Annotated in this window: 22 protein-coding genes (1 of these 22 cut by a window edge); 14 read left to right on the plus strand and 8 right to left on the minus strand. The window is 67.1% G+C overall.

Annotated features, from left to right (window positions below; genetic code table 11):
* Positions 1 to 51 precede the first annotated feature (51 nt).
* Together ygfZ and HNP60_RS17950 are read left to right on the plus strand one after the other, a co-directional pair.
* Positions 52 to 798, plus strand: coding sequence for a CAF17-like 4Fe-4S cluster assembly/insertion protein YgfZ (gene ygfZ, locus HNP60_RS17945; RefSeq protein ID WP_184156269.1), 747 nt, complete (start codon positions 52 to 54; stop codon positions 796 to 798).
* Between the two features lie 23 nt (positions 799 to 821).
* A complete protein-coding gene (locus HNP60_RS17950) occupies positions 822 to 1,541 on the plus strand; it encodes a glutaminyl-peptide cyclotransferase (protein ID WP_260394966.1) in 720 nt (239 codons plus the stop codon).
* A 292-nt stretch (positions 1,542 to 1,833) separates the two neighbouring features.
* Here the strand turns inward: HNP60_RS17950 and HNP60_RS17955 are convergent, their stop codons facing one another.
* The 3 genes from HNP60_RS17955 to HNP60_RS17965 all read right to left on the minus strand — a co-directional run bounded on the left by HNP60_RS17955 (position 1,834) and on the right by HNP60_RS17965 (position 6,912).
* Complete coding sequence (locus HNP60_RS17955; RefSeq protein WP_184157178.1) at positions 1,834 to 2,622, minus strand: DsbA family protein; 789 nt, start codon at positions 2,620 to 2,622, stop codon at positions 1,834 to 1,836.
* Between the two features lie 23 nt (positions 2,623 to 2,645).
* On the minus strand, positions 2,646 to 3,968 hold the full coding sequence (locus HNP60_RS17960; RefSeq protein ID WP_184156271.1) for a M48 family metalloprotease: 1,323 nt from the start codon (positions 3,966 to 3,968) through the stop codon (positions 2,646 to 2,648).
* 178 nt (positions 3,969 to 4,146) lie between these two features.
* Positions 4,147 to 6,912, minus strand: a complete 2,766-nt coding sequence (locus HNP60_RS17965; RefSeq protein ID WP_184156272.1) for an Rne/Rng family ribonuclease — start codon at positions 6,910 to 6,912, stop codon at positions 4,147 to 4,149.
* A gap of 507 nt (positions 6,913 to 7,419) precedes the next feature.
* Here HNP60_RS17965 and HNP60_RS17970 point away from each other — a divergent pair.
* Entirely contained in the window at positions 7,420 to 8,310 is an 891-nt protein-coding gene (locus tag HNP60_RS17970) for an N-acetylmuramoyl-L-alanine amidase family protein (RefSeq protein WP_014077950.1), read from the plus strand.
* A 136-nt stretch (positions 8,311 to 8,446) separates the two neighbouring features.
* Complete coding sequence (locus HNP60_RS17975; RefSeq protein ID WP_260394967.1) at positions 8,447 to 10,966, plus strand: penicillin-binding protein 1A; 2,520 nt, start codon at positions 8,447 to 8,449, stop codon at positions 10,964 to 10,966.
* A 164-nt stretch (positions 10,967 to 11,130) separates the two neighbouring features.
* Here HNP60_RS17975 and HNP60_RS17980 read toward each other — a convergent pair whose 3' ends face one another.
* Positions 11,131 to 12,120 carry a GGDEF domain-containing protein gene (locus tag HNP60_RS17980; protein ID WP_184156276.1) on the minus strand — a complete coding sequence of 330 codons (990 nt, stop codon included), beginning with the start codon at positions 12,118 to 12,120 and terminating at the stop codon, positions 11,131 to 11,133.
* A gap of 305 nt (positions 12,121 to 12,425) precedes the next feature.
* Between HNP60_RS17980 and HNP60_RS17985 the strand changes: the two genes are divergently transcribed.
* The 5 genes from HNP60_RS17985 to HNP60_RS18005 all read left to right on the plus strand — a co-directional run bounded on the left by HNP60_RS17985 (position 12,426) and on the right by HNP60_RS18005 (position 17,112).
* Entirely contained in the window at positions 12,426 to 12,968 is a 543-nt protein-coding gene (locus HNP60_RS17985) for a DUF2062 domain-containing protein (RefSeq protein ID WP_260394968.1), read from the plus strand.
* Between the two features lie 190 nt (positions 12,969 to 13,158).
* Positions 13,159 to 14,286 (plus strand): peptide chain release factor 2, encoded by a 1,128-nt coding sequence (prfB, locus tag HNP60_RS17990; RefSeq protein ID WP_184156278.1) that lies wholly within the window; start codon positions 13,159 to 13,161, stop codon positions 14,284 to 14,286.
* A complete protein-coding gene (locus HNP60_RS17995) occupies positions 14,286 to 15,035 on the plus strand; it encodes a class I SAM-dependent methyltransferase (protein ID WP_184156280.1) in 750 nt (249 codons plus the stop codon). The genes prfB and HNP60_RS17995 overlap by 1 nt, the downstream gene beginning before the upstream one ends.
* Before the next feature lie 80 nt (positions 15,036 to 15,115).
* Entirely contained in the window at positions 15,116 to 16,267 is a 1,152-nt protein-coding gene (locus HNP60_RS18000; protein WP_260394969.1) for a GNAT family N-acetyltransferase, read from the plus strand.
* Entirely contained in the window at positions 16,264 to 17,112 is an 849-nt protein-coding gene (locus tag HNP60_RS18005; RefSeq protein ID WP_184156284.1) for a cupin-like domain-containing protein, read from the plus strand. Before HNP60_RS18000 ends, HNP60_RS18005 begins: the two co-directional genes overlap by 4 nt.
* A gap of 48 nt (positions 17,113 to 17,160) precedes the next feature.
* Here the strand turns inward: HNP60_RS18005 and HNP60_RS18010 are convergent, their stop codons facing one another.
* Positions 17,161 to 18,222: a GNAT family N-acetyltransferase gene (locus tag HNP60_RS18010; protein WP_184156286.1), complete on the minus strand. Its 1,062-nt coding sequence runs from the start codon at positions 18,220 to 18,222 to the stop codon at positions 17,161 to 17,163.
* Between the two features lie 37 nt (positions 18,223 to 18,259).
* On the minus strand, positions 18,260 to 18,949 hold the full coding sequence (locus HNP60_RS18015) for a S24 family peptidase (RefSeq protein WP_184156288.1): 690 nt from the start codon (positions 18,947 to 18,949) through the stop codon (positions 18,260 to 18,262).
* Between the two features lie 98 nt (positions 18,950 to 19,047).
* Here HNP60_RS18015 and HNP60_RS18020 point away from each other — a divergent pair, with 98 nt between their 5' ends.
* Positions 19,048 to 19,233: a hypothetical protein gene (locus HNP60_RS18020; RefSeq protein WP_221413725.1), complete on the plus strand. Its 186-nt coding sequence runs from the start codon at positions 19,048 to 19,050 to the stop codon at positions 19,231 to 19,233.
* On the plus strand, positions 19,230 to 19,634 hold the full coding sequence (locus tag HNP60_RS18025) for a hypothetical protein (RefSeq protein WP_184156289.1): 405 nt from the start codon (positions 19,230 to 19,232) through the stop codon (positions 19,632 to 19,634). Before HNP60_RS18020 ends, HNP60_RS18025 begins: the two co-directional genes overlap by 4 nt.
* Before the next feature lie 21 nt (positions 19,635 to 19,655).
* Here HNP60_RS18025 and HNP60_RS18030 read toward each other — a convergent pair whose 3' ends face one another.
* The gene (locus HNP60_RS18030) at positions 19,656 to 20,726 is read right to left on the minus strand and encodes a hypothetical protein (RefSeq protein WP_184156291.1); all 1,071 of its coding nucleotides are present in this window, start codon (positions 20,724 to 20,726) and stop codon (positions 19,656 to 19,658) included.
* Positions 20,727 to 20,767: 41 nt separating this feature from the next.
* The gene (locus HNP60_RS18035; RefSeq protein WP_184156293.1) at positions 20,768 to 21,997 is read right to left on the minus strand and encodes a TIGR04063 family PEP-CTERM/XrtA system glycosyltransferase; all 1,230 of its coding nucleotides are present in this window, start codon (positions 21,995 to 21,997) and stop codon (positions 20,768 to 20,770) included.
* A 122-nt stretch (positions 21,998 to 22,119) separates the two neighbouring features.
* Here HNP60_RS18035 and HNP60_RS18040 point away from each other — a divergent pair, with 122 nt between their 5' ends.
* The 3 genes from HNP60_RS18040 to HNP60_RS18050 all read left to right on the plus strand — a co-directional run.
* Entirely contained in the window at positions 22,120 to 22,275 is a 156-nt protein-coding gene (locus HNP60_RS18040) for a hypothetical protein (RefSeq protein WP_184156295.1), read from the plus strand.
* Positions 22,268 to 23,620, plus strand: coding sequence for a putative O-glycosylation ligase, exosortase A system-associated (locus HNP60_RS18045; RefSeq protein WP_184156297.1), 1,353 nt, complete (start codon positions 22,268 to 22,270; stop codon positions 23,618 to 23,620). Before HNP60_RS18040 ends, HNP60_RS18045 begins: the two co-directional genes overlap by 8 nt.
* Before the next feature lie 76 nt (positions 23,621 to 23,696).
* Positions 23,697 to 24,361: the 5' portion of an NAD(P)H-dependent flavin oxidoreductase gene (locus HNP60_RS18050; RefSeq protein WP_184156299.1), read on the plus strand. 292 nt of this gene lie beyond the right edge of the window; 665 of the gene's 957 nt are visible here — the first part of the coding sequence; its start codon is at positions 23,697 to 23,699; the stop codon falls past the right edge of the window.

Below are 24,361 nucleotides of genomic sequence, written 5' to 3' on the forward strand. Positions count from 1 at the left end.
GAAGGCATCGCTGGCCTTGGCTGCGAGGCTTCACTGTCCTACCTAAGAGCAATGGTTCCTACTACCCTTCGTGATCGATCGATCGTCCGCGTCGGCGGCCCGGAAGCGCGCCCCTTCCTGCAGGGATTGCTGACGCAGGATGTGCTGACGCTGGCGCAGGGCGCGCCGCGCTATGCCGGCCTCCTTTCGCCCCAGGGCAAGGCACTGTTCGACATGATCCTGTGGGCAGACTCCGCAGGGGGCGAGGACGTGCTGATCGATTGCGAGGCAGCCCGGGCCGACGCGCTGGTGAAGCGCCTGTCCCTCTACCGGTTGCGCCGCCCGGTCACGCTCACCATCGAGCCCGCGCTGGCCGTCCATTGGTCGGCGGACCCCCATGCCGACGCGGCGCCCGACCCCCGGCATCCGGCGCTTGGCTGGCGCTGGCTGGCACTGGCCGGCGAAGGCGACGCATCCGAAGCGTTCCGCGCCTGTCGTCTGGGCCAGGGCATCTCCGAAGGCGCGGCAGAGCTGGGCGAGGACAAGACGCTGTGGCTCGAATGCAATGCGGAGGAGCTGAACGGCGTCGATTATGCGAAGGGCTGCTACATCGGCCAGGAGAACACAGCCCGCATGCATTATCGCAACAAGGTGAACCGGCGGCTGGTGGTGGTGCCGCTCGACCAGTCCGACGAGGCGCGCAGGCGAATCGCATGGCCGGCGCTTGGCCTGGCGACGGACCACCGACCAGTCGATACGCTGGACAGTTTGTCGCTGCCGGACTGGCTCTCATCCGCGCTGTCACAGACGACCGATTGATGCGCCTTTTTGTTGTTTTTCTGATGTTTCTCGCCGGGGCCAGCGCGGCGCGGGCGGAGATCAAGTGGGACATTGTCCGGACACTTCAGCACAGCCAAGACGCGTTCACGCAGGGTCTCTTCATCGCGGACGGCGTGCTTTATGAGAGCACGGGGCTAGTCGGGCAATCGGAGTTGCGGGCGCTGCGCCTGAAGGACATGCGCCTGCTGAGACGCCAGCCCATCCGCGCCGACCTGTTCGGCGAGGGCATCGCGCCATGGGGCGACCGGATCATCAGCATCACCTGGCGCAGCGGCATCGGCTTCATCTGGAGACGCAAGGATTTCAAGGAGCTGGCAACCTTCTCCTATCCCGGAGAAGGCTGGGGACTGACCAGCAATGCCGACAGCCTCATCATGAGCGACGGCACGGCCGAGCTGCGTTTCCTGGACCCCGCCACGCAGCAGGAGACGCGGCGCGTCACCGTCACCTGGAACGACAAGCCGGTGCGGCACCTCAACGAACTCGAGTTCGTCGAGGGCATGATCTACGCGAATATCTGGTACTCGCCGCTGATCGCGAAGATCGATCCGGAGACCGGGAAGGTCGTGGACTGGCTCAATCTGGCCCCACTGGTGGCCGAGAATGTCGGAAATGACACCGATTCCGTGCTGAACGGCATCGCGTGGGATCCCAAGGCGCGGCTGCTCTACGTCACGGGCAAGAAGTGGCCGCGCATCTACGCCCTGCGCCTTTCCGACTGATCCGAAATTCCTCGCGCCGTTTGATCCCGGTCAAGGCGGCAGGAAGCCGCGCCAGCCAGATTGCTCTCAGACGGCACGAGCCGGAACCGCAAGGTTCAAGCCCGCCGGTCCCGCTTTGAGTACGCCACGTCCTTCCGTCCGGGCAGTCTTGGCGTGCGCAAGGGGAGGCCCTCTTCTGGCAGCGGAGAGGGCCTCCAACCTTCCTCATCATCCGTTCACTTCACCGCTCGGCTTGCCCTGCGCGGTCATCATATCGCCCAGCGGTAACTCGTCAGAAGTGGGGCTCGGCTGCTCAGCCGCTCTTGCGCGACTTCTCGATGGCTTCCTTCAAGGTCTCATAACCCACCGAGCCGTTGAACACCTGGTCGCCAACCACGAACAGGGGCGTGCCTTCCGCCCCGAGGGCCTGTGCCAGCCGGATATTCTGCATGATTGCTTCGTCGCCGCCGTCATCGCGGATCGCTGCCCGCGCCTTAGCGGCGTCGATGCCGGCTTTGCCCGCCGCCTTGACGACCGAATCGGGCTGGACATTCCCCGCCGCATACATCGCCTGATGGAAGGCAGGAAAGCGCCCCTCCTCCGCCGCGAGCAGGCTAACCTTGGCTGCGCCGACACTATCCTGTGTGATGACCGGAAGCTCGCGATAGACGATGCGCAGATCCGGATTTTCCTTCAGCAGCCGGGCGAGGTCCGGCAAGGAGGCCCGGCAATATCCGCAGGCATAATCCATGAAGGCGACCAGCGTTACGCGCGGGGCCTCGGCGCCTTCCCACGCGCCCTTGTACGGCGTTTCCAGCTCGCTGCGGTGCGCGGCCACCTTGCCGGCGACCTGCTTGGCCTTGAGCCGCTCGATGGCCTCGGGAATGATCTCCGGATGCTCGAGGATGTAGGAACGCACGATCGCCTCGATCGCCGCGCGATCGCTCGGCGCACCATCCGACTGCATCGCATAAGCGGTGACCGCGCCGCCGGAGACGAACATAGCGACGGCCGCCGCCGCAAGCAGGCCGCGCCTGCGCGCGCGCCTGTCGCCCGTCCGCGCCGCCAGCGCCGATCCCACCCGAGATGCCGCACGCCACATCGTTCCGAAACCTGCGTTAGAACTCACCTTTTCCGTTCCTTTTCCATGGCGGCGCGACTGACCATAGCGATGTCCTGCGCGCGCAGATAGTCGGGGCTGGCCTGCTGGATGCCACCCATGGCGATCTCCGCATGGCGCAGCGCCAGCGCATTCTGCCCGGACATGGAATAGCGCTCCGCCGTGGCAAGGGCGGCCCGTGCCGTGTCCCCCTTGCGCTGATAGACATTGCCGAGCGCATACCAGCCGAACGGATTGTCATTGTCCCGTGAGAGCGCATTGCGCAGCACCCGCTCGGCTTCCTCCAGATGCGCATCGTCGTCCGTCGCGACCAGCGCATGGCCAAGCAGCGTGGCGATCAGCGGCTGTCCGCCGGTCCGCTCGACCGCTTCGCGCAGCGGGGCAATGGCGTCCGCAGGCTTGCCCGATTCGAGCAGGATCTGCCCCCGCAGTTCCAGAAAATAGGGATCGTGCGGCGCCGATGCGAGCAAGGCATCGATCTCCCGCAGTGCCTGATCGGTATAGGCGCCCTTGTGATAGGCATAAGCCCGCGCATAATGAGCGGGGATCGACTGATCCGAGAGCGGATAGAGCTGCAAGGTGCGCGGCGGATCGTTCACGAAGCCGGTGAGCTTCGCCTTCACCCTTTGGAAGCGGGCCTCCAGCGCCGGATCGGTCTTAACGTCCCAGGCGGGATCATGCTGGTAGAGGTTGGTCAGCACGGCGACGCGCTCGCTGGAGAGCGGGTGCGTACGCACATAGCTGTCCTGCGGCACATAGAGTCGGTATTCGAGATTCTGCAGCTTCTTGAAGAACTCAATGCTGCCCTTGCCGCTGATCCCCGCTTGATGGAGATAGCGCGCGCCGGCGGCATCCGCGCTGGATTCCTGTGCGCGGCTGAACGACAGGAAGCGCCCCATGGCTGCCTGCTGGCCGGCCGCCATGATGCCCATGCCCGCCTCGCCGCCCCCGGCGGCGAGCGCCGCCGCGCCGAGCAGCAGGGTCACCAGCTGGATGCCCGTCGCTTCCTTGATGCCTTCCATCGAGCGTATGATGTGCCCGCCCTCGATATGGCCAAGCTCATGGGCAATGACGCCCTGAACCTCATTGAGATTGTCGGCGGCGCCGAGCAGCCCGCTGTGGATCCATACGATCTGCCCGCCCGCAACGAACGCGTTGATGCTGGGATCATTGATGAGGATGATCTGCGCATTGCGCTCGTCGAGCCCGGCTGCGCGCACCAGAGGCGCCGATGCATCCCGCATCAGCGCCTCGGTCTCGGCATCCCGCAGGATCATCTGCGCCAGCGCCGGCCGCGCGCTCACCAGACCGAGCAGCGCGGCGAACATCAGGAAGCGCGCGAGCAGCCGGATGCCGCCCGGCCTCCGGCGCCGGCCTGACAGCGTGTCGGAAGATGGGCATCGCGCGCTTACCATCCGGCGCCCTATGCCGGGGCCAGCCTGAACACCCGCTGACAGGCGCGCCATCATCCCGGCCATTGCTAGGACCCGGAGAACCCGGCGGCCATCACGCTCCGAACGTGCGCTGCCACCATCCGCGGCGGGGCGGCTCCTCCGAAGCGCCATCCTCTAGCGCCACATCGTCCTGCGCGCTCATCGCCGGCCCGGCTTCCTGGGGGGCCTCCGAGGCCGGCGCGTCGGCGGCAGGCGCCTCGGCGGTCGGTTCGGGTGCTGCCTCGGCAGGCGCCTCCGTCGCAACGCTTTCGCTCACCGCTTCGGCAGGTGCTGCCTGCGCGGCAGCCGCCTTGCTGCGCGTCCGACGCCTGGGCGCGGGCTTCTCCGCCTCCGGAGCGGCCTCTTCGACCGGCGCTTCGGTCACGGCCGGCGTCTCGGTTGCGGCAGGAACGGCCTTCTTGCGCGAGCGACGCTTGGGCTTCTCGGCCACTTCGGGCGTTTCCGCCGCTTCGACCAGCTCCGGCGATACCTCGACAGCGACCACCTCACCCTCGCCTTCCGGCGCGGTTTCGGCAACCTCCTCAGCAGGCGCCGCATCGGCGGCGGGTGCGGCGGCGCGGCTGCGGCGACGGCGACGCGGTGCCACGGGCTCTTCTGCTTCCGCCGGCGTCTCGACCGGCTCGGCAGCGGGTACTTCGCTCTCGGCGGCGGCTTCGGGCGCTACTGCCTCGGCGGGCTCATGCGCCTCCTCCGAAACCGTGGCATCGCTGCCCTGGTCGGCCATATTGCCACGACGGCGACGACCGCCCCGACGACCCCGGCGGCTGCGACGCGGTGCATCTTCCCCGCCTTCGGCCGTTTCGGCAGGCGAGTCGGTGACCTCGCGATCCCCTTCCTCGCCGGCATCCTCGGACGCTTCGCCCTCGGCCTCATTCTCGCCTGCGGCGCCGGGCGTGCCTTCCTCGCCATCGCGACGGCCGCGCCGGCCGCGGCGACGACGCTTGCGCTTGCCGCGTCCCTCGCCCTGGTCGCCATTGGTGGGCCGGGTCGACTCATCCGACTCCTCGGCCTCTTCTTCCTCGGCCTCTTCCTCCTCGACGAAGTCGTCCTCTTCCTCGACGTCCTCGACGATCGGCGCGTAGCTGATCTGCATCGTCGGACGGGGGCCGCTGGCCTCCACCGACATGCGGGCGCCTTCGACCTCGCCATCCGGCAGGATCACGATGGTCACGCCATAGCGGTTCTCGATCTCACCCAGCTCGCGACGCTTGTTGTTGAGGACGTAGAAGGCCGCCTCCTGGCTCGCCCGCAGCGTGATGATGCTGCCGCGACCGCGCGCGGCTTCTTCCTCAAGCATGCGCAGCGCGGAAAGGCCGGCCGACGAGGCCGTGCGCACAAGGCCCGTGCCCTCGCAATGCGGACAGGCGCGCGTGGAGGCTTCCAGCACGCCGGTGCGCAGCCGCTGGCGGCTCATTTCCATCAGGCCGAAGCCCGAGATGCGCCCCACCTGAATGCGCGCCCGATCGTCCTTGAGCGCTTCCTTCATCGCCTTCTCGACTTTGCGGATATTGGAGTTGTGCTCCATATCGATGAAGTCGATGACGACGAGGCCGGCCATGTCGCGCAGGCGCAGCTGCCGAGCGATCTCGCGGGCCGCCTCCAGATTGGTCGCCGTCGCGGTCTGCTCGATATTGTGTTCGCGCGTCGAACGGCCCGAGTTGATGTCGATCGACACCAGCGCCTCGGTCGGGTTGATGACCAGATAGCCGCCCGACTTCAGCTGGACGACCGGATTGTACATGGCGGCCAGCTGATCCTCGACGCCGAAGCGCTGGAACAGCGAGACGACATCGGCATATTGCTTCACCCGCCGGGCATGGCTGGGCATCAGCAGCTTCATGAAGTCCTTCGCCGCGCGATAGCCTTCCTCGCCCTCGACGATCACTTCCTCGATGTCGCGATGATAGATGTCACGGATGGCGCGCTTGATGAGATCGCTGTCGTTGTGAATCAGCGCGGGTGCCGCCGATTTCAGCGTCTTGTCGCGGATCTCGTCCCACAGGCGGGCAAGATAGTCGAAGTCGCGCCGGATCTCGGTCTTGGTGCGCGAGAGACCCGCCGTCCGCACGATGCAGCCCATGGTCGAGGGCAGGTTCATGTCGGCGATGATGGACTTGAGGCGCTTGCGATCGGCCGAATTGCTGATCTTGCGCGAAATGCCGCCGCCATGGCTGGTGTTGGGCATCAGCACGCAATAGCGGCCCGCGAGGCTGAGATAAGTGGTCAGCGCCGCACCCTTGTTGCCGCGCTCCTCCTTCACGACCTGGACGAGCAGCACCTGGCGGCGCCGGATGACGTCCTGGATCTTGTAGCGGCGGCGCAGCGCCATGCGCTTGCGGCGAATCTCTTCGGCGGCCTGGCTGTCCACCTTGCCGCCCTGCCCGCCCGACGCGGATTCGGAAGGCTCGCCATCCTCGTCCTCGTCGTCGCCCAGGTCCGGCCGCTCGACCACCTCGACGTCGCCCGAGTCGTGCGAACCGCCCTCATGCTCATCGTCTTCCTCGGCGCGAAGAGCGGCTTCCTCGGCGGCATGCGCCGCTTCCTCGGCGAGCAGCGCCTCGCGATCCTCGCGCGGGATCTGGTAGTAATCGGGATGAATTTCCGAGAAGGCGAGGAAGCCGTGGCGATTGCCCCCATAATCCACGAACGCCGCCTGGAGCGACGGCTCGACGCGAGTCACCTTGGCGAGATAGATATTACCCTTGAGCTGCTTGTGCTCGGCTGACTCGAAATCAAACTCCTCGATCCGGTTCCCCGTTACGACCGCGACCCGGGTTTCTTCCCGGTGGCGCGCATCGATCAACATACGCATTGTCATTCAAACTTCTCCGGCCGGCCATCGCAGCTCTCCGCAAGGGAGCAGCGCGATCCGGCGTAATGAGGGACTGCGCGGCCCGGCGCGTCAGACAGACGCGGCGACGGCGGAGCGAATCCCGGTTCTCAACGAAAAACTCTGTGCCTTTCGGCCGTGGATCCGTTGCGCAAGCAGGCCTGACCGTAGCGCCAGGAAGCTCGGAGGGCGCCCGCAGCCCGATAATCGCTTGCGCGCTATCCGAGCCTGTCAAGCCATGCCCCATGCAACATCAACCTATCAGATCGCCTTTGAGGGCGATGATTATCCCGTATTCGGACCAGACCTTGCGGCAATCAGCCAGCCGGATCCGGAAGGCCAAAGCGCTAGCAGGGCTTTGGCCGCAGAGCAACGACGAAAAGGCCCGCAAGCATCCGTAGCGCCCGGAGAATCCCCGCCGGCGACCCGCGGAAAAGGCCACACATCAAATTCGGCTGGACGAGAGGCGACGGCACGCGGCAAAAGGGCCGGGCCATGGCCCTGCTGGCTGCCCTTTTCGCTCTCCCCTTCGTTGTGCCCGCGACCGACCTTCCCCTCCGGGAAGCGGTGAGCCGGCCCGCGACGCTGCGCATGAGCAAGCCCTCCAACCCCGCGCGGATCACCGTGCGCATCCCGGACCCGGCGCCGAGCATTGCCCTGCCCCCGATCGCCGGGCCCAGGGACCCGCGCCGCCCGCTGGTCGTGATCGACGCGGGCCATGGCGGCCACGATCCCGGCGCGTACAACCAGAAGCTCGACCTGCGCGAGAAGGACCTCACGCTCGCGATCGCACAGGCGACACGGGACGAGCTGCTCAAGACCGGGCGAATCCGCGTCGCCCTCACGCGGGGCGACGACCGCTTCCTGGTGCTGCAGGAACGCTATGGCATCGCCCGCAAGCTGGGCGCGGACCTGTTCATCTCCATCCATGCGGACGCCGCAGAAACGCCCACCGCGCGCGGCGCCACCGTCTACACCCTGTCTGATGTCGCCTCCGACCGGGAAGCCGCTCGCCTCGCCGCGCGCGAGAACCGGGCGGACGTCATCAACGGCATCGATCTTTCGGACAAGACCTCGGCGGTGAGCTCGATCCTCATCGACCTGACGCAGCGCGAGACAATGGAAGCCTCCACGCGCTTTGCCGAACTGCTCCACCGCGAAGCGCTGCCGCATTTCCCCTTCCGCTCGCCCTATCATCGCTTCGCCTCGCTGATCGTCCTCAAGTCGCCCGATACGCCGTCGGTCCTGTTCGAGGCAGGCTATGTCAGCAATGACGAGGATGCCGCCTGGATGGCCGGCAAGGACGGGCGATTGCAGCTCGCCAAGGGCCTCGCGGCCGCGATCTCGGTGCACTTCGCCCGCGCGATGTCCACGGCGAAGCCTTGACCGGCGTCATCCCAAGGGCGGATGGGCGCAGGGCTGCCCGGCCTCACCGCTCCCCCTGCCGGGGCAAAAGCGGACCAACTGCGCGCCGCCGCAAAAGCGGTTCCCTCGCACGGTGAAAATGGTCTAGGTGGCGCCCATGGACGACGCAGCCAGCGAGGCGACAAAATTCCGGTTCAGGCGCCGGGAAGGCGGAGAACCGGGCTGGGCGCGAGGCCTGCTCGGGAGGATCCGTGGCCTTCACATGCGTCGCCGCTGGCGCTGGCTGACCTATGCCGCGCTGGCGCTGCTGGCCGCCCTGCTGCTGTTCTGGCTCCTCTTCGCGCGGGGCCTGCCCGACGCCAAGAGCCTGCTGGACTATGAGCCGCCGCTTCCGACCGTGGTGCGGGACATTGCCGGCGAGCCCATCTACAGCTTTGCCCGCGAGCGGCGCGTCCAGCTGCAATATTCCGATTTCCCGCCCGTCCTCATCAACGCCTATCTCTCGGCCGAGGACAAGACCTTCTTCAGCCATCATGGCCTGGACTTCCCCGGCCTCTTCCGGGCCGCGGCGCAGGGCATCATGAGCGGCCAGACGCCGCGCGGCACTTCCACCATCACCCAGCAGGTGGCCAAGAACCTGCTGGTCGGCAATGAAGTGAGCTACAGCCGCAAGCTCAAGGAAGCGATCCTCGCCTGGCGCATGGAAAGCGTGCTGACCAAGCAGCAGATCCTCGAACTCTATCTCAACCAGATCTTCCTCGGCCGGAACGCCTATGGCGTGCAGGCGGCAGCACGGGCCTATTATGACAAGGACGTCGCCGACCTGACGCTGCCCGAAGCGGCCTACCTCGCTATCCTCCCCAAGGGCCCGGCCAACTACCGGCCCGAGGTCCACATGGAGCGAGCACTCGAACGGCGCAACTGGGTGCTGGGCGAGATGCTCAAGAACGGGTTCATCAACCGCGCGCAACATGACGCCGCCGTCCGTGAGCCGCTCGGCACGGTGCAGCAGCGTGGCAGCGGATACAGCAATGTCGGGGGCTATTATATCGAGGAAATCCGGCGGCGGCTGATCGCCGAGTTCGGCGAAAGCGCGGAAGACGGGCCGAACAGCGTCTATGCCGGCGGCCTGTGGGTGCGCTCGCCGATCTCGCCCTTCATGCAGGACCATGCCGCGCGCGCACTGCGCGAAGGGCTGCTGCGCTACGATTCGGGCAAGGGATGGTCCGGGCCGATCGCCAAGGTCGACGTGGACCGCTGGCAGAGCGAACTCGCCGTCTCCAATATCGATGTCGACTATGCCGACTGGACGGTCGCGGTGGTGCTGAGCAAATCCGGAACCAGCGCCGAGATCGGCCTGCGCGACGGCAGCACCTCGACCCTGTCGCGCAGCCTCGCGATGCTGGTGGACCGGCGCACCGGCCAGCCGACCTTCGATTCGCTGAAGCCCGGCGACATCATTGCGGTGAAGCCGGAAGGCAATGGCTATGCACTGCGCAACATTCCCGGCGTCTCGGGTGGCATGATGATCGAGGACGTCCACACCGGCCGGGTCTATGCGATGCAGGGCGGCTTCGATGCGCGCCTCTCCTCCTACAACCGGGTGACGCAGGCGATGCGCCAGCCCGGATCGACCATCAAGCCCTTCGTCTATGCCTCGGCGCTCGACAACGGCATGACGCCTGCGACCATCATCGTCGATGGGCCCTTCTGCGTCTGGCAGGGCGGCAATCTGGGGCAGAAATGCTTCCGCAACTTCTCCGGCGGCGGCGGCGGCGCACAGACGATGCGCTGGGGCATCGAGCAATCGCGCAACCTCATGACGGTCCGCACCGCATCGCAGACCGGCATGGAACGCGTCGTGCGGACCATCAAGAACATGGGGATCGGCGACTATCAGCCCTATCTGGCCTTCGCGCTCGGCGCCGGGGAGACCACCGTCGAGAGGATGGTCAATGCCTATGCCATGCTCGCCAATCACGGCCGCCAGCTCACGCCCAAGGTCATGGATTATGTCCAGGACCGCAGCGGCAAGGTGATCTGGCCGCTCAACTGGCGCCCCTGCCAGGACTGCAACCGCGCCGACTGGGACGGCAAGCCCATGCCGCGCTTCCCGCAGGCCGGCCGTCCGGTGATGAACCCCATGACCGCCTATCAGATGGTCCACATCACCGAGGGCGTCATCCAGCGCGGCACGGCAACCTCTCTGCGTGACCTCGATCGCCCCCTGTTCGGCAAGACCGGCACGACGAATGGCCCGACCAATGTGTGGTTCGTCGGCGGATCGCCCGACATCGTGGCCGGCGTCTATCTGGGCTACGACCAGCCGCGCAACATGGGCGGCTACGCACAGGGCGGAACGCTGGCGGCGCCGATCTGGAAAGCGGCGATGGCACCCATCCTCAAGGACATGCCGAAAACCCCCTTCGTCGCGCCAACCGGCGTGCGGATGGTGCGGATCGATCGCCGCAGCGGCCGCCGGGTCTATGGCGGCTGGCCATCCGACGACCCGCGCAGTGCCATCATCTGGGAAGCATTCAAGCCCGAAACGGAACCGCGCATCTCGATGCGCCGCGACGAACTGGCCGAGCGCGCCAAGGAAGACAGCCGCACCGGCGGAAATGCCCGGCGCGACGTGAGCCGTGACTTCGCGGGCGAGCAGGGCGGGATCTACTGAGCGCGGCGAGGCGGCGCGCCCCGTCTCCGGCGATCCGGCCGGGCAGGCCTGGACCAGACGCACGAGACCAGAAAGACGAGCGGCCGGACATCATCCGGCCTGAAGGGACCCTGCCCCAGCGGACCGCTGGGCGGCCCGGATGTGCTTCGCTGTCAGCGATCGCCTTACGCAGCGACCTTGTAGATCGTCCGGTTGCGGCCGCTGTTCTTGGCTTCGTAGAGAAGATCATCGGCCTGCCGCAGTGCGGCTTCGGGATCGTTGCGGCACAGGGCGATGCCCGCAGAGAATGTCACCTGGCCAAGCGGCTCGTCAGTATCGCGAACGCGCATGTTGCGGGAGCTGACGGCCGCGCGCGCCTTCTCGACCAGCGCGAAGGCCGTTTCCGCATCGACCTGGGGCAGGACGACGACGAACTCCTCGCCGCCGAAGCGACCAACGATATGGGGATCCATGGTCGCGGACAGCGTCTCGGCCACAACCTTGAGCACGCGATCCCCGACCGCATGGCCGAAGCGATCATTGATCGACTTGAAATGATCGATGTCGCAAAATGCCAGCGCAATCTGCGTGCCCTGCTCCGCGAAGAGGCGAAGCTGCCGGTCGATGGCGCGGCGATTGGGCAGATTGGTGAGCGCGTCGCGGGTCGCATCGTCGCGCGCGGCATCAAGGTCCTGCCGCAGGCGCTCGGTCTCGAGCCGCGTCTCGGCGAGACGCCTCTCCATCTCGGCCGTCCGCTCGAGCATGGCAGCGACGAGTCCGCCAAGATCGGACGCGCCCCCGATCATGTCGGCCCTTTGCGCGAGATCGCGGCCGAACGAACCGGCGCTGCTGATGGCTTGCGCCGTAAGATCGCTGAAGGACAGCATCTGGAGCCGCAGCCTGGCGCGATGCTCTTCCTCCGTGGCCATCGAGGATGCGGCAGCCCCATGGCCCGTTTCGCCCGGCGCAAGCTCCATGAGCCCGTCGACTTCCTTCTGTGCAAGCCGCACGCCGCCCTCGATGATGCCATCGACCGCCTTGCGGAGCCAGCCATTGGCCCCGGTCAGATAGAGATAGGCGAACGTGTAGTTGGTCGGCGTCGCATCCAGCATATGCGCATCGAGGAAGCGTATCGCCTCCTGCGCCATTTGCCGGTTTATGTTCTTTCTTTCCATCGATCACCCCCCACGAGCGCTGCGATGCAACGCTGGATAGTTCGCAGTTGATGAAAAGCCGGTTAAGGCCGTTCAGCCCCTGTTCTGCGCGTTCGCAATTCCTATCTTGGAAAGACGCTGCGAAGCGTGGTCCTAAGAACAGGGCGCGACTGCAGCATCCGCCTGTCGATGGGCGGATTGTCGCGGCAAAAAAGGCCTTGAAGGAGATGAATGCTTTCCATGGCAGAGCAAATTCTCGAGCGATTCACGCTCTGCTCACGATTGATGAGTCATCTCTGACGAACACACGAACAGGAACGGGCACGTTGAAACGCTGGATCATGGACAGGCTACCGACGCGCGAGCAGTTGCTCGCGAACCGTTGGCTGCAGCCGATGGCACATCGCCTGACGCATCCGCTGCTATGGCATTTCAACCGGCGCTCGATCGCCCGGGGCGTCGCGCTCGGCCTGCTGGCCGGCTTCCTGATCCCGCTGGGGCAGACGCCGGCGGCGGCCATGCTCGCGCTCACCGCGCGCGCCAATCTCATCATCGCGGCCTTCGCGACGCTGGTGACCAATCCACTCACCTTTCCGCCGATCTATTTCGCCGCCTTCAAGCTGGGGCACAGACTGCTCGGCGAGGGCCGGGTGGCGGACAGCGGCGACTGGCTGGGTCAGTCCGCGCAATGGATATACAATATTGTCGCGCCGACCGCGCTGGGCCTCCTTCTCTTCGGCACCGTCGCCGCGGCGCTCGGCTATCAGCTGGTCAATCTCCTGTGGCGGTGGCACGTGGCGCGCCGCTGGCGGCAGCGCTCGCTGGCCCGGCAGGACGACGGCCCCTGCCTCATCACCGGCAATCCCTGAGACCTGCTCCGGCGCCCATGCATGCGCAGGGCATGGATCACGCGGTGGCGCATGCGGCCAGAATCGCGCCGTCCTCTCCGCGCCATCGACCGCAACCACCGCGCCTCCCCCTTGACCTGCGCGGCTCCCCGTCGCATCCGGCGGCGCTCGGCCCTATATAGGGCGCTGGAAATTCCACGGAGACCTTCTCATGCGCGCCGAAGCAGAGGCCCATGTCGACCATATCAAGGCAGCGCTCGACTTGCTCCGCCGCTCGCTGGACTGGGACCGGGCGCTGCGCCGGCTCGATGAGCTGAACGCGCGGGTCGAGGATCCCACCCTCTGGGACAACCAGAAGATGGCGCAGGACGTCATGCGCGAGCGCACGCGGCTGGACAGCTCCATCGGCGCGACGCGCGCCATCGAGCAGGAAATGACCGACACGGTCGAGCTCATCGAGATGGCCGAAGCGGAAGGCGACGACGCGCTGGTCGACGAGGGAATCGCCAACCTGCAGGCTCTCGCCGCCCGGGCGGACCGGGACAAGGTGGCCGCGCTGCTGGCGGGCGAAGCGGACGGCAACGACACCTATCTCGAAATCCACGCCGGCGCCGGCGGCACCGAGAGCCAGGACTGGGCCGAAATGCTGCTGCGCATGTACCAGCGCTGGGCCGAGAAGCACGGCTACAAGGTGGAGATGATCGAGTATCAGGCCGGGGAACAGGCCGGCATCAAGTCCGCCACGCTGCTCATCAAGGGCGAGAATGCCTATGGCTACGCCAAGACCGAGAGCGGCGTGCACCGGCTAGTGCGCATCAGTCCCTATGACAGCTCGGCGCGGCGGCACACGAGCTTCTCCTCGGTGTGGGTCTATCCGGTCATCGACGACAATATCGAGATCGAGATCAAGGAAAGCGACCTCAAGATCGACACTTACCGCGCGTCCGGCGCGGGCGGGCAGCACGTCAACACGACGGACTCGGCCGTGCGCATCACCCACGTGCCGTCCGGGATCATCGTGGCCAGCCAGAATGACCGGTCCCAGCACAAGAACCGCGCGACGGCCATGAACATGCTCAAGGCGCGGCTCTACGAGGCCGAGCTGCGGCGGCGCGAGGAGGAAGCCTCCAGCGACTACCAGGCCAAGACAGAGATCGGCTGGGGCCACCAGATCCGTTCCTATGTGCTCCAGCCCTATCAGCTGGTGAAGGACCTGCGCACCGGCGTCACCTCGACGGCCCCGGGCGACGTGCTCGATGGCGATCTCGACCCGTTCATGGCAGCGGCGCTCAGCCAGAAAGTGACGGGCGAGACAGTCGAGGTGGAGGACGTCGACTGATGATGACGGGCCGGGGAGCATGGCTCGTCGCGGCCTTGCTGCCGGCATCCCTTGCTCTTGCCGCCTGCGACCTACTCCCGTCGAGAAGCGCGGAACGATCCGCCTCGGCGCAGGATTTTCCGCGCGCGGACCGGCCCGTCGCGCCGATCATCTCGACCCGCTGGTCCACCGAGGAAGCGCGCGACCGGGTCAACGAAGCCAAGGAAATCATGGACCGCGCCGGCATCCGCCCGGGCATGACGGTGGCGGACATCGGCGCGGGCGAAGGCTATTACACCGTGCGCCTGGCCAGCCGCGTGGGGCCGGAAGGCCGCGTGCTGGGCCAGGACATCATTGCCGAGGTCATCGACGCGCTGGGCCGCCGCGTGACGCGCGAGGACTGGTCCAATGTGAGCGTCAAGCTGGGTACGCCCGACGACCCGCGCCTGCCCGACGCGAGCTTCGACCGTGTCTTCATGATCCACATGTACCACGAGATCGCCGAGCCCTACGCCTTCCTGTGGCGCCTCTACCCCGCTCTCAAGCCGGACGGGCAAGTCATCGTCGTGGACATCGAACGGCCGACCGACCAGCACGGCACCCCCTCCGCACTGCTGCGCTGCGAGTTCGAGGCGGTCGGCTTCCGCTTCGTCGGCATGGAAGAACATACGGCGGCGGGCGGCTATCTCGCGCGGTTCCAGCCGGGCCCGCGGCGTGCCGAGCCCGGCGACATCGCAACCTGCAGGCTGGCCCGCCGGCAAGCGCCCTGAACCGGGCCGGATCGCGCCCGCGCGAAAGGCGCGCGCATCGCTTAGTCTTATGATAATCAGTGCGCGCTATGGGCTCTGCCATGAACGTGGGACATGCGCCGATCCAACCCCGCACACCACCCGCGCAGGACGCGGGGGCGAGCGGTGGCGAGGACACAACATGCCCGCTGGAGCAGGACGCCGCCGAGCCCAATCCCTTCTACCTCCCGCAACTGCTGGAGCCCGCCCGCCGCAGCCTCGATCCGCACGGCACGGTGCGGCTGATCGAAGCGCGCGATGAAGGTGGCGAACTGATCGCCCGCCTGCCGGTGACCGGTGCGCGCCGGCATGGCCGCTTTCCGCTGCGCCACACGACGAACTGGCTGCATCGCCACTGCTTCTATGGCGCGCCGCTGCTGCGCAAGGGGCGGGAAGAGGAAGGCTGGCGACTGCTGCTCGCACAGCTCGACGCCGCGCTATGGTCTGGCCCGCTGCTGCACCTGAGAGCGCTCGACCCCGATGGCCCCGCCGCCACCGCGCTGCGCCTGGTCTGCGCCCGGGACGGGCGGCGCTGCGAGGAACTCAATCGCCACGAACGCGCCCTGCTGCGCAGCGAGGCGGGGGCACAGGATTACTGGACCGCCAATGTCCGCGCCAAGAAGCGCAAGGAGCTTCGCCGCCTGCAGTCCCGGCTCGCGGAGATGGGCACCATCGTCCACCGGCATCTCACCAGTGGCGATGCGCTGGAGACGTGGATCGACGATTTCCTGCAGCTTGAGGCGCGGGGCTGGAAAGGCGCGGAAGGTACCGCGCTTGCTTCCTGCGCCGAGGACGCGCTGTTCCTCCGTGAGATCTGCCGGAATGCCCATGCCGCCGGCATGCTGGACATGCTGCGGATCGATTGCGACGGCCAGCCGATCGCCATGCTGGTCAATTTCGTGGGACCGCAGGGCGGCTTCTCGTTCAAGATCGCCATCGATCCGGACTTCGCCCGCTATTCGCCGGGGGTGCTCATCGAGCAGGACAATCTCGCGCGGGTGCTGGACGACCATGTCACGCCATGGATGGACAGCTGCGCCGCGCCGGACCATCCGATGATCGACAGCCTGTGGGGCGAGCGCCGCGCCATCGCCCAATATCGCATCGGCCTGCGCAAGCGCGGCCTTGCCGGCCTTGCCGGCGCCCTTTCGCTGCCTGCCATGACGCTGCTGGAAACCGCTTATGCCCGGATGAAATCTGGAGCCCGCTCATGATCGACACGCACACCGCCTTTCCGCCGGACGCCATCAAGGCCTTCGCCGACGCCTATCCCGACCGCCATCGCAAGCTGAGGCACGCACTGGTGGGGCATCCCCTGCTCACGCGCGACGCCATCGCCGCTCTCGCGGAACGGCATCCCGAGGACCGCATGGAATATAACCGGGGCACGCTGCCGATCGGCATCCGCCCCGAGGACACGCCCGCCAATGGTCTCTCGGCGGCCGAGACGATCCGCACCATCGACGAGAACCAGAGCTGGATCGTCTTCAAGAATGTCGAGCGCGACCCGGCCTATGGCAAGCTGCTGGACGCCCTGCTCGCGGAGCTGGAACCCGCGGTGCTGAAGAGAACGGGCCCCATGGAGCATCGGGAAGCCTTCATCTTCTTCACTTCGCCCGGCAGCATCACGCCCTTCCACATGGACCCCGAGCACAACATCCTCATGCAGATCGAGGGGGAGAAAGTGATGAACGTCTTCCCCACCGCCGATCCGGCGCTCGTGCCGGCCGAGCAGAGCGAGGCCTTCCATGCCGGCGCCCATCGCAACCTCCAGTGGGACGAGAGCTTCCTCGCAAAGGCCGACCCAGTGCGCCTGCAGCCGGGCGACGCGATCCTCATGCCGGTGAAGGCGCCCCACTTCGTGCGCAACGGCAACGCGGTGTCGATCAGCCTCTCCATCACCTGGCGCTCCGAACGCTCCGTGGCGGAAGGCGAGCTCCACAGCTTCAACCGCCTGCTGCGCGCGAGGAAACTGCCACTGGTGCCCGTGAGCACGCAACCCGAGCGCCAGACGCTGGCCCGCCTCGGCTACCGGGTGATGCGCCGCCTCGCTTCCTAGGCGGGGTGGCCAGATTCGATGGCTTTGAGGAAGCCAGGAGGGCGCTCTTCATCGCCGCAGCAATCGGCGGAGCCAGTATTCCGCTTCCAGCGCTGGCGAGAAGCGTTCGATCTGCCACCATTGCAGCTCCTCCGCGCCCGTCGCGAGGCTCTGCTTGTAGCGATCCTTGCCCGCGAGCAGCGAATAGAGCGACAGGCCGCGCCCGGTATAATGCGCGATGGCGGCCATGTGCGTGAGCAGGCCGGGCTTGTCCTTTGGACCGACCGGCTCGGCGAATGCAGACTGGTAGTTCATCGCGCGATCGCCATGGACGAAATTGAGGAGATAGCCGATGACCGCGCCGCCGATGGTGACGCGCAGCAGATCGACCGCGCCGGCCGCACGGCCGGCCAGCGCGATCTCGCGGGCGAAAGCGCGAAACATCGGCGCATCCCATGCATTGTCCGCATGCCGGCCGGCATTGAGCCGAGCCATCTCGCCGAGCCAGTCCGCGATCATGACTTCGTCGGCGGCCCGCTCCACGCCGAAATCGCCATCGCCATGATCGCGCAGTGCACGACGGATCTGACTGCGCGTGTTCGCCGAGAGGAGGGAGAGATAATCGCCCACCGCGCCGCGCACCGCCGCCAGCGAGACGCCATAGGCAGGCGACACGTCCGTGAGGATGCGGCGCCGCGCGGGCACGGCGCCGACCAGCAGGTTATCGTCCGCCACGCCCGAGAGACGCAGCACGCACCAGTCCCGGCGCCGGGCGAGGTGATGAGCAAGGGCCTGCGTCACGTCCACCTCATGGTCGCGCGCGGCAAGCGGCGCATTATACTCGATGAAGGGCCGATCCATCAGCGGATCGCCGCTCTCGTTGAGGCGCAGCGTGCGGACGCGGCCGAGCTTGCGCGGCTCGCGCGCGGCGCCCAGCAGTGCCAGCCCGATCTCGTCCCCCGCGCCGTCCCGGACGCTCACCAGATCGGGGCGGGCACCGGTCGCGCGCAGCCAGCTGCCCATCCATGTCCAGCCGAGAAAGAAGCTCGCGTCCGCCCGGTCCGCCAGTGCGCACCAGCGCGGCTCGAGCGCGTCGAGCGACGGCAGCGGCTCCTGAGTGACAGTCAGCATCGCTCTTCCCCCTGTTGCCTGGCGGCCCCACCCGGCTTCATCCGAGTCGCCGCCCCGCCCAGATCACCCGGCCGACAATCGATACGGCATCCGCATCCACATCGTCCCACGCCGGATAGAGCGGATTGTCGCTGCGCACCGAGAAGCCGCCGCGCCGGGGCGCCAGGGCCACTCGCTTGACCATCAGCACGTCGTCCATGCGCAGCACGTAGATGCCGTCGCGCAACCGATCGATCCCGTCGCTGCGATCGACCATGATCTCGTCGCCATCGCTGAGCGTGGGCGCCATCGATTCCCCATCCACCCGGATCATGCTCAGCATGTCCGGCCGCCCGCCGATGGCGCGCAGCCAGCGGGGATCGAAGCCCAGGACCCCGGCCGCCCTTTCCTCCTCGACCAATGCGCCGGGGCCAGCCGATGCGCCCAGCGCGAAACGCGGCACGATCACCAGATCGCCCGTGCGCTTGCGGGCGGGCGCGGCAGGGGAGGTCGGGACAACGGGCGCATCCGAGGCACCAAGCATCCGCTCATCGACGCCGAAATAGCGGGCCAGCACGCGCCGGTCCGCCTCGTCCAGCTTGCGCGGCGTGCCCCGCTTCACGAACTGCTGCACATAGGCGGGATTGCGGCCGAGCAGCCGCGAGAGCGCTTCATAGCTCACGCCCCGCTCCCGTATCAGCCGATCGAGAGTCTCCCGCACAGTGCCCGTGTCCATAGGCGTCATCATACTATAGGATTTTTCCTAGACAAGTAGGATTTGGCGCGAAAGATAGGATTATTCCTGTTTCGACTCGTTTACACAGCACCAGAAGGAGAGCCGGCTTCATGATCAGCCTGTCCACCATCGAGCGCTTCCTGCGCCATACCGGCATGGCCGCCACGCGGTTCGGCCGTGAAGCCGTCCGCGACCCCCGGCTTGTCCACGACATGCGGCGGGGCCGCGAACTCACCGACAGAACCCGGCGTCGTGTAGAACATTTCATGAACAAATTCCAGGAGCGCGCACAATGACGGTTGTCACGAGACCCCATGCGCAGGCCCGGCGATGGCATTGCCGCCGGGCGCCCACCCTGCCGATCCGCCCCGCCACGCCGCGCGCGCATAGGCGGGATTGCCAGGGCCAGCTCATCGCCGCGCTGGAAGCGATGCTCGCTCCCGCCCGGGTGCAGGATGCGCAGATGAGCCCCTGGTGCAGCGCTACCTTCGTCGGCACGCGCCACGCCATCACGCTCGGCCTCGCGGGCGAGGACGCGGTCGAGGAAGCGCGGCGACTGACCAACGGGCTCGGCGAGGCCGCGTTCGCGCTGCGCGGCCACATCGTCGTCGACCTGGCGATCGATGACATCTCGGGCGCGCCGGTACTGGGAAAGGCGCTGATCAGGCTCGCGGTCCTGACCATCGAGGAATGGTGAGATCGCGAGCGGGGCGCCGACTCAGGCGCGGCGCGCGCCGGCAAGCTGCCTCAAGGTGGCAAGCGCATCGTTGAGCGCGCTCTCCACGTCGCTCTCGACGCGCAGGCTTGAGAGGCCCGGCGCGTCGGCGGCGGCGAAAACCTCGCCTTGCGGAGGCGCAGCGACCGCAGCCGAGGGCAGATGCTTGCCGAGGGCGTGCTGCGCCTGGCGCGCGTTGACGATCGCTTCCCGGCGCGCGACGCCCTGCTCGAAACGGACGGCAAGCGTGCCGAGATCGGCATTCTCGATCAGCGGGAGACCGAGATCGGCAATCTTCCAGGATGATGCACGATCCGCCTGCGGGGCGGGCGCCGGCCTGGCCGCAAGCGGTGGCAGCGTCGCGACGGCAGTCGCGATCTCGGCGTCGCTGAGCGGCGCCGGAGAACGGGGCAGTGCGATATCCGGGGCGGCGGGTGCGGGCGGCGCGCTCGGCAGGTCGGCCGGAGCCGGCGCAAGGATGCGAGGGGCGGGCGCCGCGAAGCGCACCGCGTCTGCTGGGACCGGGGCCGCGATAGGATCGCTCTTCGGCGCGGGCGACTCCTGCGGATCGATCAGATCGGGCGGGGGAAGATCGCGGCTCGCAAACAACGGCGGGCGAGGCGGCGCGTCCGGGTGCCGGTCCCGCCGGCGGCGCTTCCTGAGCGGCACGTCGTCCCGGACGGCGGCCGGCTGCGCGCCGCCGCGGACGAATCGCTTGAATGCATCCCAGGGCGAAATCGAACTCTGCACGCGCGCGTTCATCATCTCGTTTTCATCCTCCTCGGGCAGCCCGATGTCGTCCCCGCTGCGCCCCTGCATGTCCTGTGCCGGCCCGGAACCCGGCGTGCGCCAGATGATCCAGACCGCGAGCACCGGAACGAGAGCGAAGGCCCCGGTGAGGACCATCCGCCCCGTCAGTCCCACGGGCGCCACGAAAAGATCGCTCGCGCCGCTCAGGCCTGCCGTCGCCACCAGCTGATCGAGCAAGGGGCCCGGCACGGCCAGCCCCACCCCGATCATGCCCCCGGCCGTCAGCAGCAACCGGGCGCCACGGACACCGAGGGTTCGCTCCATCCATGTCCCGGGGGCCGGGACCCTGACCATTGCTCGGGAATTCATGACCCAGCTCGCGATGACGTTGCCCTGCTCGCTATCAGCTCTTGGTAAACAGGTTCGTAACGCACGACATTGCGCGCCCAGCTGCGCTCCTGCTCGACGAAGAGCCGCGCCCGATGCCGGCGCTCGTCCCAATGCGCGCGATCCGAGAGGAGCGCAGCGAGCGCGCCGGCGAGCGCAGCCGGGTCGTCCGGCGGGAACAGGGTGCCGGTGACGCCATCCTCGATCAGCTCGCGATGCCCGCCCACCGAAGATGCCGCGACAAGGCGCCCCTGCGCCATGGCTTCCAGCGGCTTCAAAGGCGTGACGAGCTCGGTCAGGCGCATCGCCTTGCGCGGATAGACGAGGATGTCGATGAGGCCATAATAACGCTCGACCTCCTGATGCGGCACGCGCCCCACGAAATGGATGTGCGCGGCCGCGGGAGACGCCTGCGCCTGCCCGCGCAGCGACTCGGCGCAGGGGCCGCCGCCCACGAGCACCAGATGCACGTCCGGGCGCCGGGCGACCAGCGCCGGCATGGCCGCGATGAGATCGTCCAGCCCTTCATAATCGTAGAAGCTGCCGATGAAGCCGATGACTTCGGCCCCCTCCAGCCCGAGCTGCGCGCGGAGCCGTTCGTCGGGCGGCGGCGGCGCGCCGAACAGATCGAGATCCACGCCGTTGGGCGACACCGTGATCTTGCCGGGCGGTACACCGCGCGCGACGAGATCCTGCCGCAGCCCCTCGCAGATGACGATCACCGCATCCGCGCGGGCAATTGCGCGGTCCTCCAGGAAGCGAGTCGCACGATAACGCAGATCGCCCTCGCGGCCGGTGCCATTGCCGACTGCGGCGTCTTCCCAGAAGGCGCGAATCTCGTAGACGAAAGGCAGGCCATGCCGCCGTGCGACCGGGGCAGCGGCAAGCGCGCCGAGCACGGGCGAATGGGCATGAACGAGCGTCGGCCGCCAGTCGCGCACCAGCGACTCGATGCCGTGGGAGAAACGGCGCACGTCCAGCCATTCGGCGACCGGACCAAGCGGAAAGCGCGACCGGCCGGGCACGCGATGGAAGCACAGCCCGTCCACCGTCTCCACCGCCGGCCCCGCCGCTATGTGCCGGCTGCCGGTGATGCCACGCACTTCCCAGCCCCGTCCCTGCTGCGCCTTGAGCAAAGCGCGCGTCCGGAAAGTGTAGCCGCTCTGCAGCGGCAGGCTGTGATCGAGGACATGCAGAATTCGCGTCATGACCCCCTCCTGCCTGCAAAGGTTTAACGCCGCCTCAACCACCCGCCACTAGGATCACGCGGCAAATCAGGCGCACGACATCGTCCCTGATACTGTCAGCGAATTCTCGGGACACGCGCCGGATGGTCGATACATTCTCATTGTTGCTGACGCACGGCCTGATCCTGCTTGCCTGCTGGCGCCTGCTCGGCCGCGACGACCTCGACGATGAGAGCGGCGGCGAGACGCAGGACCTGCTCGGCCGCCCGCGCGAGGCAAGAGACCGCCACGATGCGTGACGTGTTCTTCATCGCCTTTCTCGCGGCCATGTTCGCGCTCGGCCTGAAGCGGCCGTTCATCCTCGTGCTGGTCTATGCCTATATCGACATCGTCTCGCCCCAGCGCCTTTCATATTATCTGCTGAACGCCATCCCGATCTCGCTCATTGCCTTCGCCGCGGCGGTGGGCGGATGGCTGGTCTTCGACGACAAGAAGGACTGCCGCCTCTCGCGCCGGCAGCTGCTGCTGGTCGCGCTCCTGCTCTACTGCGGCTACACGACGCTCCATGCCGACTTCCCCATCGAGGCCCGGACCAAGTGGGACTGGGTCTGGAAGGCGCTGCTCTTCGCCATTTTCCTGCCACTGACGCTGCGCACGAAGCTGCGGCTGGAAGCGCTCGCGCTCGTCATGGTGCTCTGCGCGGGCACGATCATCATCACCGGCGGCATCAAGACCGTGCTGGGCGGCGGGGGCTACGGCACGCTGCGCCTGATGGTGGACAACAATAGCGGCCTCTTCGAAGGCAGCATCATCTCCACCGTGGCGATCGCGATCATTCCGCTCATCCTATATCTTTCCCGGCACGGCACCGTGTTTCCGCCGGACTGGCGCGTGCGTAGCTTCGCTTATTGTTTCTGCGGCGCCTGCCTGCTGATGCCGATCGGCACCGAGGCGCGCACCGGCCTCGTCTGCGCCGCCGTGCTCGCCATCATGATGTGGTGGCAGACGAAAAGGCGGATGCTCTATGCGGCGGCGGGCGTCCTCGCGATGATCTGCGCCATTCCCTTCCTGCCCAGCAGCTTCACCCAGCGCATGGACACCATCTCGCAATATCAGGCCGACGAAAGCGCCTCGACGCGGCTGCAGGTCTGGAAATGGACGCTGGACTATGTTGCACGCAATCCGCTCGGCGGCGGCTTCGACAATTATCTCCAGAACAGCTTCACTTACCACACCGTCCAGAAGAGCGGCACGCCGGACAACCAGCGCGTCGAGCATGTCGTGGTGACGGACCGGGGCCGGGCTTATCATTCAAGCTATTTCGAGATGCTCGGCGAACAGGGCTTTCCCGGCCTGCTGCTCTGGCTCGCGCTGAATCTGGGCACGCTGGTGCAGAGCGAACGCCTGCGCCGCCGCTACAAGGACAGCGACAATCCGGATTATCAATGGGTCGCCCCCTTCGCGCGGGCGATGGTCCAGGGCCACATCATCTATCTGGTCGGCTCGCTGTTCGTCGGCATCGCCTACCAGCCTTTCGTCTTCATGCTGATCGCGCTGCAGATCGGCGCGACCACCTACACGCGGCGGCGCTGGCAGGCCGAGAGCTGGCGTCCGATGAGGGCACCAGTCGCGGCGACCGAATGATGTCACCGGCCCGATAGCGGCCGATTGACGCTCGCCCCGGCGCGTGCGACCAGTCCTCTCCTGAGAGGAACCTGCCTTGCCGATACCAAAGCCACTTGATCGGGGCATCCGCCTGCCGGTGATCGGCGCGCCATTGTTCATCATCTCCAATCCCGATCTGGTGATCGCGCAATGCAAGGCGGGGATCATCGGCGCGATGCCTTCGCTCAATGCGCGCGAGCCGGAGCGGCTGGAGGACTGGCTCGCCAGGATCCACGAGGCGCTGGCGGCGCACGACGCGGCGAACCCGGAGAGCCCGGCGGCGCCCTATGCCGTCAATCTCATCGTCCACCGCTCCAATCCGCGCCTCATGGAGGATCTCGCGATCTGCGCGCGGTTCAAGGTGCCGCTGGTCATCACGTCGCTCGGCGCCAATACGGACGTGAACGCGGCCGTCCATGAGTGGGGCGGGCTCGTCTTCCACGACGTCATCAACCAGCGTTTCGCCCACAAGGCCGTGGAAAAAGGTGCCGACGGGCTGATCCTGGTGGGCGCCGGGGCGGGCGGCCATGCCGGCGCGCAATCGCCCTTCGCGCTGATGGCCGAAACGCGGTCATGGTTCGATGGGCCGATTGCCCTCTCCGGCGCCATTTCCACCGGCGCAGGCATTCTCGCCGCGCAGGCGATGGGCGCGGACTTCGCCTATATCGGCTCGGCCTTCATCGCCACGGACGAGGCGCGCGCGGCACCTGCCTACAAGCA

This window comes from Sphingobium lignivorans, from assembly GCF_014203955.1.
GTDB lineage: Bacteria > Pseudomonadota > Alphaproteobacteria > Sphingomonadales > Sphingomonadaceae > Sphingobium > Sphingobium lignivorans.